The organism is Paenibacillus pabuli NBRC 13638, from assembly GCF_001514495.1.
Taxonomy (GTDB): Bacteria; Bacillota; Bacilli; order Paenibacillales; family Paenibacillaceae; genus Paenibacillus; species Paenibacillus pabuli.
This window is the reverse complement of the sequence record NZ_BCNM01000001.1, coordinates 378,818-393,209: the sequence shown is the minus strand read 5'-3', so window position 1 is coordinate 393,209 and position 14,392 is coordinate 378,818. Positions and strand designations below refer to the sequence as shown.

At 45.0% G+C, this 14,392-nt stretch carries 11 protein-coding genes; 1 reads left to right on the top strand and 10 read right to left on the bottom strand.

Annotation, left to right across the window (positions count from 1 at the left end; translation table 11 throughout):
* Positions 1-17: 17 nt before the first annotated feature.
* The 10 genes from PPA03S_RS01345 to PPA03S_RS01300 all read right to left on the bottom strand — a co-directional run bounded on the left by PPA03S_RS01345 (position 18) and on the right by PPA03S_RS01300 (position 11,751).
* Positions 18-905 (bottom strand): carbohydrate ABC transporter permease, encoded by an 888-nt coding sequence (locus PPA03S_RS01345; protein WP_062319043.1) that lies wholly within the window; start codon positions 903-905, stop codon positions 18-20.
* Positions 906-915: 10 nt separating this feature from the next.
* Positions 916-1,785 carry an ABC transporter permease gene (locus PPA03S_RS01340; RefSeq protein WP_062319875.1) on the bottom strand — a complete coding sequence of 290 codons (870 nt, stop codon included), beginning with the start codon at positions 1,783-1,785 and terminating at the stop codon, positions 916-918.
* A gap of 190 nt (positions 1,786-1,975) precedes the next feature.
* Positions 1,976-3,613 (bottom strand): extracellular solute-binding protein, encoded by a 1,638-nt coding sequence (locus tag PPA03S_RS01335; protein ID WP_062319042.1) that lies wholly within the window; start codon positions 3,611-3,613, stop codon positions 1,976-1,978.
* Positions 3,614-3,832: 219 nt separating this feature from the next.
* On the bottom strand, positions 3,833-5,485 hold the full coding sequence (locus PPA03S_RS01330) for a sensor histidine kinase (protein ID WP_062319039.1): 1,653 nt from the start codon (positions 5,483-5,485) through the stop codon (positions 3,833-3,835).
* Positions 5,454-6,209, bottom strand: a complete 756-nt coding sequence (locus PPA03S_RS01325) for a response regulator transcription factor (RefSeq protein WP_062319037.1) — start codon at positions 6,207-6,209, stop codon at positions 5,454-5,456. The genes PPA03S_RS01330 and PPA03S_RS01325 overlap by 32 nt, the downstream gene beginning before the upstream one ends.
* A 199-nt stretch (positions 6,210-6,408) precedes the next feature.
* Entirely contained in the window at positions 6,409-7,290 is an 882-nt protein-coding gene (locus PPA03S_RS01320; RefSeq protein ID WP_062319035.1) for a carbohydrate ABC transporter permease, read from the bottom strand.
* A gap of 15 nt (positions 7,291-7,305) precedes the next feature.
* Entirely contained in the window at positions 7,306-8,196 is an 891-nt protein-coding gene (locus PPA03S_RS01315; protein WP_062319034.1) for a carbohydrate ABC transporter permease, read from the bottom strand.
* 52 nt (positions 8,197-8,248) lie between these two features.
* A complete protein-coding gene (locus PPA03S_RS01310; RefSeq protein WP_062319032.1) occupies positions 8,249-9,523 on the bottom strand; it encodes an ABC transporter substrate-binding protein in 1,275 nt (424 codons plus the stop codon).
* An 85-nt stretch (positions 9,524-9,608) separates the two neighbouring features.
* Positions 9,609-10,454: an AraC family transcriptional regulator gene (locus tag PPA03S_RS01305; protein WP_167665960.1), complete on the bottom strand. Its 846-nt coding sequence runs from the start codon at positions 10,452-10,454 to the stop codon at positions 9,609-9,611.
* 376 nt (positions 10,455-10,830) lie between these two features.
* Entirely contained in the window at positions 10,831-11,751 is a 921-nt protein-coding gene (locus PPA03S_RS01300; protein WP_245683483.1) for an MBL fold metallo-hydrolase, read from the bottom strand.
* 236 nt (positions 11,752-11,987) lie between these two features.
* Here PPA03S_RS01300 and metE point away from each other — a divergent pair, with 236 nt between their 5' ends.
* A complete protein-coding gene (gene metE / locus PPA03S_RS01295; RefSeq protein WP_062319026.1) occupies positions 11,988-14,279 on the top strand; it encodes a 5-methyltetrahydropteroyltriglutamate--homocysteine S-methyltransferase in 2,292 nt (763 codons plus the stop codon).
* The last annotated feature ends 113 nt before the right edge of the window (positions 14,280-14,392 follow it).

Below are 14,392 nucleotides of genomic sequence, written 5' to 3'. Positions count from 1 at the left end.
CTAATATCCAGACTGAATTATTCCTTTACAGCACCCAGAACGATTCCGTGGATTAAATAACGTTGCAGAAAAGGATAAATCAGCAGAATCGGAATCATGGATACCAGAATTTTGGCAGAATTCAGTGTGGTATTGGAGATTTTATTAAACTGCTGCAGCTGTTCGACCGAAAGATTCTGCATCTGATCCCTTGTGAGGCTGAGCTGCTGCAGATAGGTCTGGAGCGGTATTTTTGAACTGTCGTTAATCAGAATGATGCCGTCAAAGAAATTGTTCCAGTGCCCGACAATGACAAACAGCATGATCGTTGCCAGGCTCGGCATGGAAATGGGGATGAAGATTTTAAGCAGAATTTTAAGCGGACTGGCACCGTCAATGAATGCGGCCTCTTCCAGTTCCTTTGGAATTCCCTTGAAGAAGTTCATGAGCAGAATCACATTAAAGACAGGAACGGCCCCCGGCAGAACCAAGGCCCATATGCTGTTGATCAACCCCAGCTTGCTGATTACCATATACCAGGGAACGATTCCGCCGCTAAACAGCATGGTAAACACGATAATCCACATATATGTGTTTCTCGATCTGAATTGTGTGACGCTTCGTGACAACGGATAGGCCATGAGAATCGTCAAAATCATGTTGATCGCTCCCCCAAGCACCACCCGCTCGACCGAGATCAGAAAAGCCTTCCAAAACTTCGTATCATTCAAAATCTGCCCATACGATGAGAAATTCAGCTCCACTGGAAAAAAGTAGACCCGACCTGCATTCACAGCCGTACTGCTGCTGACGGACACCATAATGGTATTGACGATCGGCGCCAGGGATATGAACGTAATCAGGATCAACGTAATCAGGATCAACAGGCGGGATAGCCTGGAACCAAGCGATTTGGATTGAATCATGCTAACCCTCCTAGAAAATTCTGTATCCCGCATACCTCGAAGCCAGCCTGTAGGAAATCACGATCAGCACAAAGCTGATGACCGATTTCATCAGTCCAATCGCAGTTGCAAATGAATATTGCATGTTGATCAGACCCATACGATACACAAATGTATCAATAATATCGCCTGTTTCATATACCAGCGGATTATACAGATTGAACACCTGGTCAAAGCCTGCATTCAGCACATTGCCAAGACTCAGTGTGCCTAACAGGATAATGGTTGGAAACATGCCTGGCAGCGTGATGTTCAGTGTCTGTTTCCAGCGACTTGCACCATCCATTGCGGCGGATTCATACAATGCGGGGTTAATCGCCGTTAATGCCGCCAGATAGACAATCGTCCCGTAACCAAATTCCTTCCATGTATCCGTTACAATGAGCAGCGGTCTGAACCAGTCATTGCTCGCCAGAAACATAATCCGCTCCAGGCCAAGAAACTCAAGGAAGTTGTTTACCATGCCATCGAAGGAAAAGATCATCGTCAGCATCGTGCCCAGAACTACCCAGGACATAAAGTGCGGCAAATAGACAATCGTTTGAATCGAGCTCTTGAATACCTTTAGACGAACCTCATTTAACAGCAGAGCGAATACGATAGGTACAATCAACCCTAAAGCAATCTTTCCGACTGCGATGACTAATGTATTAATGAAAATCTGCTTCGCGTCCGGCAGTTGAAACATATATGTGAAATTGGAAAGCCCTGCCCATTTGGAACCGAATATGCCTTTGGCGGGAATAAACTTTTGGAAGGCCATCACGACCCCGAACATCGGCACAATTGAGAAAATGAACAGCATGACCATGCCAGGCAGCAGCATAAAATGATAGGTCATTTCGTCAAAAGTTTTACGTTTCTTTTTCTTTATCCTCCGGTAACGCACTTCCCTTTCTTGATTAACGGTTGTTTCCATTGGCGCCATTGTCCTTTCCACCTCCATCATGTGCCTAATTGGACAGACTTTATCGGCGAAAGCCCGTGCGGAAGGCCACGATCAGGCTTCCGCACCCAAGCTCACGCAATCGTCATCTCTTGCTCATCTCGTTAACTTCTTCTGTAATCTCATCGCCGCCCGTACGCTTCCAAGTGTCGACAAAATTATCGAACTCATCTACAGGCGCTTCCCCCATAATGATCTTGAGCATGGTTTCCTCTTCGAGCTTCTGCAGATTTGCCCACTTCAGCTTCATGGTTTCGGTTGTTCCATAAAAGCCTGCGGGGATCACTTCCAGGTTCGGGTTGTTTGCCTCACGCTGTCCCTCGATCCGCGAGAGGTATTCTCCGTAGGTATTTGCATCAATCGCATTTCCTTTTTCTTTGAATTCCTGATAGGCCTTGAAAGAAACCACTCGATCTTCCTGAACAGCAGAAGCATCACCTGCCTCATCTGCCTTAATCAGATCATCGTAATAACGCTTAAGTACATCATCATAATCCACTTGCATCGGAATCTGGGTAGGATCATTGTTCCAGCGGCTAGCATCGGTCAGCAGCTCGTCGGGATGATCTTTCTTGTATTTAATGGCGTCTTCCGTTAAGGAGTACAGGAAATCTGTTGTTAAATTGACTGATTTCATAATCGCTTCAGGATGCGCAAAGTCCTTCTTCACAACGACTATACCTCCGCCCACAGGGTCCTGCCGGATTGTCTTAAACTTGCCATTCTTATCGACTGGTGCAGATACGGCAACCCAGACGGCTTCAGGATCTTGCTTGATGGAATCCTTGTAGTTGGTGTAGCCGATCCACCATGGATTAAATACCATTCCGGCCTGTCCGTTGATAACAAGGGCTTCCTTCTCTTCATTCGACCGCACAGCAAACTGTTTATCAATTAAGCCTTCTTTATACATGGCGCTCAGTTCTGTCAGCGCTTGCTTCACTTCAGGCTGAACAGATCCATATTCAACCTGACCATCCTTCTGTATCCAGTTCATTGGAAAGGCACCATGTGCAGCGAAGATGGGTGTAAAGTTCATTGCGTTGGAATCCATGACCATGCCTACCGTCTTGCCTGTTCCCGAAACGTCCTTCTCCACAAATGTTCTGGCGAGATTCCATACATCCTCGACGGATTCCGGCAGCTTCGCGCCGACTTTATCCACCCAGTCCTTCCGGACCCACAGCAGTTGGTGCTGGTTTCCGATATTGGTCATGGGAAGACCCATGATTTTGCCGTCAACCTTCACCTGGTTCAGCAGCAAATCTCCGTAGGAACCATAAATATTTTTAACGCCCTCGGATGCTGTCTTCTCGTAAACCTCCGTCATGTCGGCAATCAGATCGTTATCCACCAGCTGATTAAATATTTCGCGGCTGACAAGCATTACATCCGGCAGATCGCCAGTGGTCATTGAAAGTGACAGCTTCTGATCCATATCATCTGTTTCCCAAGCCACCTTGGCCTTGACGTTCACCCGGTCTTCTACATAGCGGGTAGCCAGATTGTCTTCAATGGTATCGCCGGCAGGAAGGTTGTTCACATGATTGGTATTCCGGCCAATCGTAAATTCTACGGGCGACTCGTATTTACCGTAAGGTTCATAGTCCTGTTGTGAAATTTGCGGTTGTGCGCTCTCGTTATTGCCGCTGGTACATCCACTGAATACAGCCATCATCATACTGCCAATCAGCAGTGTAGCCATCGTTCTGCGTTTGTTCATCCTGTCATCCCCTTTATGTGATTTTCTTTTGATAACCAAATTGTATGCGTTTTCAAAAATGGCGTATATGCCACATTTTTCGGATATGTACCACTTTTTTTATGACCTGCACATTTCACTTTATTTCTCTGTATTTAAAGATCCGAAACTGGAACCAAATAAGCGGTTGCAACAGCAACCGCTTATTTACCAAAACTATGATCTGAGTATATAAACAACTTATAAGGCAGGAAGGACGACAGAGACTTCGGTTCCGCTGCCTGGCTCACTGTGAATAACAAGCCCGTAATCTGGGCCGTAATACAGCTGAATTCGATCATTTACATTCCGGACACCACACCCGCCATTCTCCCCGGTCAGCAACCGTATCGTCTGCACAGACGTCATGCCAACACCGTTATCACGAACAGTTAATTTAATGTCCTCTCCCACCCGGCAAACTGCAATGTGAATATGATAATCTGTCCCATCTGCCTCCACAAAACCATGTTTGATGGCATTTTCCACAATCGGCTGCAAAATAAAATGAATAATCTCGGTATGTAATACCTCGTCATTGATATGGTAATCCACATCAAATCGGCCATCGTTCATGATGAGCTGCAAATCCAGATAGGCCTTAATATGCTGCACCTCAGCCTCAATAGTGGCCATATGCCTTCCCTGGTTTAGTGTTGTTCTATAGAAACGGGCGAGCGCAGATACCATATAACTCGTCTCAATATCAGCCTTCTTCTCAGCCCTCCACCGTATGAATGATAGGGTATTGTACAGGAAATGGGGGTTAATCTGACTGATCAACTTGTTATACTCACTTTCCTTCTTGGCAATTTCGGCGTGATACACTTGGGAGATCAGGCTGTTAATCCTGTTTAGCATCTTGCCAATGCCGTTCGTCAGCTCACCGAATTCATCCCTGGATGAACTTCGGATAATCACATCCAGATTGTTCCGCTCCACCTTGTCCACCTTATTCTTAATATGGATAATTCTCTGCGTAAAGTTATTGGATATGACATAAATGAGCAGGAAGGTAATCATCAGGCTGAGGATGATGACAAACAGCGTAATCTGAAAAATACTCATTGCATTGGCGTACGCATTGGTATTCAGCAGATTATAGTGAATCGTCCAGCCGTTGTTGGCGAGCGAGCGGTGAAGACTCAGATCGCCAGATTCTCCAACTTTCAAACCTGCAGCCATAGCAGCACGCTCTTGGTTTTCCTGGAATATCACATGCTGCTTCGCGTCCTCAATATGAACGGCCACATGTTCCGACAGATTGTCGAGGTCTGCAAAGATGCTATCATGCTGAATGGAGATCACCATAAAATTGCTGTCTTTCGGATTGCTGATCAGTTCCTGAACGAGATAAAGCTTCTCCCCGTCCACAATCCACCGCCTGCCTCGAAAGCCGTCATACCATGCCTTGCTTTTGAGATCCCCAATTGGCAAAATGTTGTTGCGTATTCCCAATAGTTCCCCGGACGTATAAAAGGTGATGCTCTCAATATCATCATCCATCAGCCGGATGTTCGAGATCAATGGCTCAAGAATGTCCCGGAAATCCAGATACATAAGATAATAATTTTCTTCGTAGTCTTTTGTGAATATTTGAGATAAATCCCGATTAAGCACCATGAACTCACTTAGCGTATTGTACCGATTAATTTTATAATCCATAATGTTGGACACCTGTTCCAGACTCGCTTCTGCTTCGCTCCGCAGCTCCTTCATTTGAATTCGGTAGGACTGAATGAAGGAGAGCAGCCCAAGCAGAAGAATCGGAATGAGTGCAATCACCAAATGCGACAGCAGCAGCTTGTTTCGGAACCTGATATCATTGAATTTGCTCTTGATCCATCCGATCATGAAGCACCCCGCACTCTCTGAACTGTATCGGACTGACGCCGAACCTGTTTCTGAAAAGCTTGGCAAAATAAGAATGATTGTCGATGCCAACGGCCTCTGCAATATCAATGATTTTCATATTCGAATGAGTCAATAGATGGCTTGCACGCCGCAAACGGTAATCGGTTAAATATTTCGAGAAGTTCTGCCCGGTCTCTTTTTTAAACAAAATGCTCAAATACCCTGGAGATAGATACACATCGTGGGCTGCCTCGGACAAGGAAATATCTCTCTGATGGTTATCCTTCACATAATCCTTCACCTGTCGAATGACCTTTGATTCCGCAGATTCCGGTTCGGGACCTCCACCATAAGGACGGAACAGCGTAATATCCTCCATCACCTGTAGAAACTCTTCCCTGACCAGTGGTTTGAGCAAATAATTAACCACGCCCAGCCGAATCGCACTGCGGGCATATTCAAATTCATCATAACCGCTGCAGATGACAATTTTTATATTCTGCTGCGTTTTCCGGGCTTGTTTGCTAAGCTCCAGTCCATCCATAAGAGGCATTTTGACATCCGTGATGAGAATATCAATCGCGTTCTGAACCAAGATTCGTTCAGCGTTCTTCCCGTTCTCAGCTTCCCATACTTGAAAGGGATAGCCGTAGTGAGAGATCAAATCCTTAATGCCTTCTCTTTGAACGTACTCATCGTCAACAACAAGAACATTAAACATCATGACATCCCCTTTTACAAGAAAAAGTGAGTGAACACACAGGCCATGCAATCAGGAGAAATATCTTTTTATCCATCGTTTGGCAGTTAATTCGTAGTATATCACAGATTTAGAAAGGGCTTTCAAAATGAATTTCCCCCGTGTTTTTCACCCGTCAAAACAAAAAGAGCCGCCATCTGGCGACTTTTTCCGAATAATATGCTTATCCTTTAACTGCTCCCAAGGCAACACTGCCTATAATTTGCTTGGAGAATATCGCAAAAACAATGATAATAGGCAAGATCGAGATGGCAACGCCCAGGTATAAGAGTCCATAATCCATGCCGTAGTACCCCTGCACCAGAGCCACGAGCACCGGAAGCGGGTATTTATCCAGGGAGAAAAACAGGACGAGCGGTGTGATAAAATTATTCCATGAGCCGATAAAGGTGAAGATGCCAAGCGCCGAAATGGCCGGTCCGAGAATAGGCAGTACAATCTGATTGAATGTGCGGAACTCCCCCGCACTATCCACACGGGCAGATTCGATAATCTCATCAGGAATGCTGCTCTCCATGAATTGTTTGATAAAGAATACATTAAATGCATTCGCCGCTGCGGGCAAAATAATTGCTGCATAGCTGTCCAGCATTCCCAATGTACTGAACAGACGATACATCCCGATCAAAGCCAGCTGTCCGGGCACCATCATCGTTGCTAACAGAAACAGGAATAAGCCGGTGCGACCCTTGAATTTAAACTTGGCGAAGCCGTATGCGGTAAGGGAACCGATGTATAAGGATAACAATGTCGACGTTCCTGCAATGAAAAAGCTGTTTGCAAACCCGCGCCAGATATTGATTTTGGAAGCCATGTTCATATAGTTATCTACCAAAAAGGGCCCGGGCAAAAACGTGAATGTCGATGCAATCGTAGCATTGTTGTGCGTGGAATAGATCAGCATGAGATAAAATGGAATGATACAAATTACGGCGAGGCTAATCAGAAACAGATAAATAACGACCTTTCCCAGTGTCAGACGCCTCATACTGGCATATTGCTGTAAAGCAGCGTTTTGTCGTTCGATTGGTTTTACGGTCTGCATTTCTTTTCCCCCTCCCTACGCACGGCTTTTGCGCTTCGTCATCATAAAGGATACAACCGAGAGCAGAATAATGATGATGAATAGACAGAATGCAATGGCCGCCCCGTAACCAAAGCGCGTACTCTGGAAGGCTACATTATACAAGTACATAATACTGGTCATGGCTGCACGGTCCGGGCCGCCCGTTCCATTCGTTAACGTAAACGGCTGATCAAAAATCTGAATGCCTCCAATGATGGATGTGATCATCTGAAACAAAATGATTGGACGTAACATGGGAACGATAATGTGAATGAAAATATGCTTTTTCTTGGCGCCATCCATTTGAGCTGCTTCCTGCAGAGCCGGATCAATTCCCTGAAGACCTGCAAGGTAGATGACCATGGAATAGCCGAAGTATTGAAAAAATAAAATGGAAGAGACAATCAGCCGCATGAACCAGGGATCATTTTTCCAGTTAATCGGGTTATCAATGAGTCCTGCCTGAACCAAAAAATGATTCAATCCGCCGGATTGCCAATCGAAGATCAGACTCACAAGCAGACCCAGCGAAGCAGCGGTAACGATGTTGGGAAAGAAATAAACCGCTCTGAAAATATCTCTTCCCTTAAGCAACTTATCATTGAGAATAAAGGCGAGCACCAGTGAAACCGTAAGTTGTGGAACTACAGAAACTCCCCAAATAAATAGCGTGTTAAAAAGGGTTTTGTAGAACAGGGGATCTTGCAGAACAGCAACATAATTGCCGATACCAACAAAGTCAGGCGTGGTGATCCCGTCAAAGTTGGTAAAGCTGATATACAGCGAATACAGGATTGGATATAATCCAAAAATGGCGAAAAGAATAAAAAACGGAGCTATGAAATAGTAGCCGTAATGGTCTTTGCGGATCGATTTGGCAAACATATTCTGTACCTCCAGTCATCGGATGATAAAAAGACATTCGCTTACTTCCAAGCTAATTCACTTCCAGCTCCGGAAATCTCAATTTGACATCCCGTTTGATTCGTTCTATCGCTTCTTCCTTGGTCTGGATGTCTTTGTTGAGATACAACTGAAGTACAATTTTGAAAATGTCATTGTTAATGACGGTGTCATACTTGGTTCGTTCATATACAGGAATCTGCTTGGCGGCTTCCGAGAAAAACTCAAAGTGCTTCTGCCCGCCCAAATAGGCTGAGGTTACGGATTTAGCCAGCTCATCATTCACCACCATATTACTTGTGAAATAGTCTTGCTCCTGCGCAAGCTTGGTCAGGAAATCATGATCAAAGTTATAAAACTCGATAAACTTCCAGGCCAGGTCCTTTTTGTCGCTTTTGCTGTACATGCCGATATAGGTTCCACCTGCACTGAACGCTGACGGACCTGGTGCAAGGCCCCATAACCCTTCCGTATCGGGAGCATTGGCCTTGAAGGTAAATTGCAACGCCCAGGTTGCGCCAGGATAGAACATCACTTCGCCTTTCTGCATGGAAGCAGCATATCCAGCACTTCCATCTTCATATTCGGCAAGTACATGCCGCTCGCGGGCTTCCCGAACCAGATCCAGGATCTGCATATAGGTTGGATCAATGACAAGCTTTCCGTCTTTGACCCATGGAATACCATCATATGAATTGGATATCGCATTCCAGTTGGCAAGGGCATGTACTTTATTGCCACTTTCCTGCTCTACCCTCTCTCCAATCTCGAATATTTTCTCCCAAGTATCGATCTGCGCCGCCACTTTTTCGGGATCATCCGTGCCCAGATATTTTTTGGCCAGATCTCTTCGGTAATAAATGCCCCCGGGCGTTCCCTGGTAGCCAATTGCCTTGACATTTCCTTGGCTATCCTTCTCATTCGCTTGCACAAAAGCATACTGCTCCGGGATCAGTTCATTGGCGTTATACGGTGCTGCCGACAAATTCTCCAGATAAGGTACATCAATCAGTTCTCTTATATTTCCATTCTCGATCATGAACACATCTGGAGCCTTCGACGCTGTCTGGAGTGCGGATTTCAACTTGGTGATATAGAAATTACCAGGGATATTGACAAAGTTCACCTTGATGTCGGGATACTTCTCTTCGAATTTCTCAATCGCATAATGTGCCTCGTCCGTAAAACTCCATACCGTAATCTCCTTTTGCTTGTTTGGATTCGCTCCACCTGACTGGCAACCGGTTACCATGATTATTGCGCTTATAAGTGCAATGATGGAGATATACTTCAGCTTCAAGTTCTTCATAGGCCCCCTCCTTCAAAAAGGAAACGCTTACAATTTATTAGAGTATATGGATTTTAGAGAGGGGTTTCTCACCAAATATTGCGAATCATCCTTCATAGGTTGTGATATTTTTGCGATGCTTTTTGCGAAATTCGGAGGGTGTACAGTGATTATATTTTTTGAAAAGACGATTGTACGAGTTCACATTATTAAACCCATGCCCCATGGCGATATCCAATATGGATTCCTCACGGAACAGCAACGCCCACTCCGATTTGATAATCCGAAAATGATTCAGATACTCCATGAGCGTGATTCCCTTGATCTCTTTAAACAGCTTGCATACATGAAACTTGCTAAATTTGATATGCTCCGCCACCTGATCCAGCTTGATCGGCTCTGCATAGTGCTCCTCCAGATACGTACAGACGGATTCCAGAAATTCGAACTTTTTGGAAGCGGTACAGGGCAAGCCTGAATTTAATTCATCTGTAATCGGAGCCTTCGTACGCAGCATATGAACAATAAGATCGTACAGTCTGGCCACCATTAACCAGCGGTACCCGACCTGTTGATCCTTCTCTTCATTCAATAAGGCATCTATATATTTTCCCATATTTTTCTCTGTACTGATGTTGGACGGGATGACCACCGTTTTATTGAAAAGCTCTCGAAGATGCTGTGCTTCCTTATCTGTTGTGAAACTTCCCGTCAGGAGCTCCAATCGAAACTGAATAATCGTTAAATGATTGGTGCCCGGCAAGAAACAGTGAACATCTCCTGGTTTGATAAGCAGCACATCTCCTTGTTTCAACTCATGCACATGATTGTTCACACCTATTCTTGCGTTCTTCCCATTCACGACAACCATTTCCACCTCTTCATGCCAGTGGGCTGCAAAATTAAACGGATTACCGGTATGAATCACCCGGATCGGAAGACCTTCTGTCATATGACCTGTTTCAAGAAAAGTAGGAACACCCATCCAATCACCCTTTCCACATTTTCCAGCGTAACAAGGATCTATATAAACTGAATTAAAGAATATTTACACTTGCCACTCCGATGACAGAACAACCTTCCGATCGCTGTTATCCCCAGATTTTTTGGATTCCCTTTTTCAAAGGGAAAATCCGGGGATAAAGGCGACCGCTACGCTTCTTCAGGTTATTTCTGTCCTCTCCGTTCTCGTGTAAATGTTAAATTCAATTTATCTAGTTATCATTATTATGCATCAAGTGTAGCTGTACCTTCTAATCGAGCTTAAAAAAACGGTTGAAGAAACAAAAAAACTCCCCAACATTTGTTAAGGAGCCACTGTACTGAGTCTATTTACCAATTTTCTTGATCCATTTATATAGGCTTTGCAAATTCGACTTGAAATACGTAGTAAAGAACCAGTTCTGATAGGCTGATGGTATAGTAATCTCGTCCAAACTCTGGTTTCTTTGAGCAGCATCGGTCACGATTTCCAATAGATTCTTTATGTAGCCTCTGACTTCATGCAGTTCGTTCAACGAGCATACTTCTCCATGTCCTGGTACTATTCTTTCTATATCCAGCTGTTCGACTTTGTCCAAAATATCCAGCCATTGCTGAGGGTTGGCATACATTAAAACCGGATGATGTTTAGATAACACCAGATCCCCCGTTATGGCAATTCTGTCCTTCGGAATATAGACCAGTGCATCACTCTGTGTATGACCCCCGCCAAAAGTAATAAGTTCAACGTTGCGCTTACTGCCATGAATAGTCATACGCTGATCAAAAGTTAAGTTCGGCAATGAATATACCAGATTGGGAAGCATCTTCATATATTCACGGTCACTGGCAGTATCCCATTGCATTTCCTGTCTTAACTTTTCGTTCGTCTCTCGTTGGATTTGTTCATCGATTTCGTCTATAGCTTCATATATCGCTTCAGGTTTTGCTAACTGCTGCATTATTCTGTCCCTTACAAAAGTATCCATAATTTCGCGTGTAATCGATGTGGAAATAATGTGAGCTGCAGGGACAAATACTTGATTGCCACATGTATGATCACTATGCCAATGTGTGTTGATTACATAAGAAACCTTTCTTCCCATGAGGTACTCGGCAGCTGCCTGCAAATCCTCTGCAGCCTGTATTGACGTGAATGTATCGACAACTAACGTTGCATCACCTAGATCAACGATTGCAGCATTGCCCAATGAACCTGTACCGGGAACTGCAATCGCAGCGAATACACCTTCAATAACCTCTTTCAATTGGAAATGCCTTGAACCTGTGAAAGCCCTTATTCCATGCAACATCGAATACCTCTCCCTTCCTGGATCAAACGTCATTATATACTAAAATATTCGAATAACCCAGCCTCTATCGACAGTGGTGTTCTCGACTTGCTATAGCCACAGGCTATAGCTGGATATAATTTAATGGAATTACATTATAACTCTGATTCTGTGATAAATTTTGTGTAACATATTGCAGAGGAGTTTTACGAATGGTGAAGAGCAGTGTATTGGGATATCCACGAATTGGTGCTGATCGGGAATGGAAGAAAGCGTTGGAAGCATTTTGGTCAGGAAAGCTCGAAGAAACAGAGTTTCAAGCCAGATTACAGGAAATTCGTTTAGATCATTTGCGTAAGCAGCAAGAAAAAGGGATCGATCTCATCCCAGTCAATGATTTCAGTTACTACGATCATATCCTGGATACAGCCGTTATGTTCGGGATCGTTCCGAAGCGGTTTACATATGACGGTGGTGCTGTACCTTTGTCCGTCTATTACGGCATTGCGCGGGGAACAAAAGATGCAGCAGCAAGTGAAATGACAAAATGGTTCAACACCAACTATCACTATATCGTGCCTGAACTGGACGGTGCATCTCCTGCTCTTACGGAGAACAAACCCCTTACAGCTTATCGTGAAGCCAAAGAAAAACTTGGTATTGAAGGAAAACCGGTTCTTGTCGGACCGTTGACCTTCCTGAAACTGTCCAAAGGTTATGATAAATCCGAAACAAACGCTTGGCTGGACCGCCTCCTTCCACTCTATGTTCAAGTACTTCAGGAGCTTGCTAATGAAGGTGTTCAGTGGGTACAGATCGATGAGCCGATCCTGGTTACCAAAACAACGGATGCGGATGTCCAGCTGCTGAACAAAATTTATGAAACATTTGCAGCTGCTGTACCGGGTCTGAACATTATGCTGCAAACCTACTTTGAATCCGTGGAGAACTACAGCGACATTGTTGCACTGCCGGTTCAGGGTATCGGGCTTGATTTTGTACACGGGCTCACGGGTAACATTCAGTCCATTCAAAAGTCCGGTTTCCCGGCAGATAAAGTTTTGGGTGCTGGCGTTATTGATGGCCGTGGGATCTGGAAAGCCTCTTTACCGGGTAAACTGAAGCTGTTGGCTGAGCTGGCTGAACTGGTAACGCCTGAACGTTTGATCGTTCAATCCTCATGCAGTTTGCTTCATGTTCCGGTAACGACAGAGCGTGAAACCAAGCTCACATCCGAACTGAAGAACGCCCTTGCATTTGCAGATGAAAAATTAGATGAAATTGTTCTGTTGACCAAAGCATTATCTTCAAGAGATGCTGACATACTCGCTGAGATTGACAAGTCTGACCGTACCATTCAGGCACTCCAGCAGTCCGAAGAACGCAACCGTGTTGCTGTTCAAGAGGCCGTGGCATCACTCAGTGTTGAACAGCCGAAACGTTCCCGTCCTTTTGCCGAGCGTCATATTGCCCAGCAGGCGAAATGGAACCTGCCCCTCTTCCCTACAACGACCATTGGAAGCTTCCCGCAATCTGCGGAAGTGCGTAAAGCACGTCAATTGTGGCGTAAGGGTGAGTTGAACAATGAGCAGTACGCTGCATTTATTCGGGATCAAATTGATATCTGGATCAACATTCAGGAAGAGATCGAGTTGGATGTACTCGTGCACGGTGAGTTTGAGCGTACGGACATGGTAGAGTTCTTTGGCGAAAAACTTGCGGGGTTTGCCTTCACACAATTTGGCTGGGTACAATCCTACGGCTCGCGTTGCGTGAAACCACCTATTATTTTTGGAGACGTCGCATTTACCGGGGAAATGACGGTTGAAGAAACCAAGTACGCACAGTCCCAGACACAACGTCCTGTAAAAGGTATGCTTACTGGACCAATTACCATCATGAACTGGTCGTTTGTACGTGAAGACATCCCGCGCGAGCACATCGCATATCAGTTGGCGTATGCACTGAGACAAGAAGTCGAAGCACTGGAGCAAGCAGGCATTGGCATGATCCAGGTCGACGAGCCTGCGGTTCGTGAAGGGTTGCCATTGAAGGAATCGGAGCAAGCTGAATATCTCGCTTGGTCGGTTAAAGCCTTCCGCATTTCCACTTGCACGGTTCAAGATACGACTCAAATTCATACACATATGTGCTATTGCGAATTCCATGACATGATTGATTCCATCGAAGCGATGGATGCGGACGTCATCTCCATCGAGACATCCCGCAGTCACGGTGAACTCATTCACAGCTTTGAATTGAACACCTACAAACTGGGGATTGGACTCGGCGTATACGATATCCATAGCCCGCGTGTTCCAAGTGTGGACGAAATGACCAGCATGATCGAACGCGCATTGCGTGTATTGGACCCTAAACTGTTCTGGATTAATCCGGATTGTGGTCTCAAAACACGTGGACTCGAAGAAACGGTCGCTTCCTTGCGCAACATGGTTGATGCAACCAAGATTGCCCGTGAAAATCACGTTGCAACAACCGTTTAAGTCATACGGTCAACCGGATTTACTCTATTAAAATATAATCTAAAAGCCGGATTCCCCTACGCTATGGGGTAATCCGGCTTTTATGATGAATACGTTTTACAATTCGTGTTCCG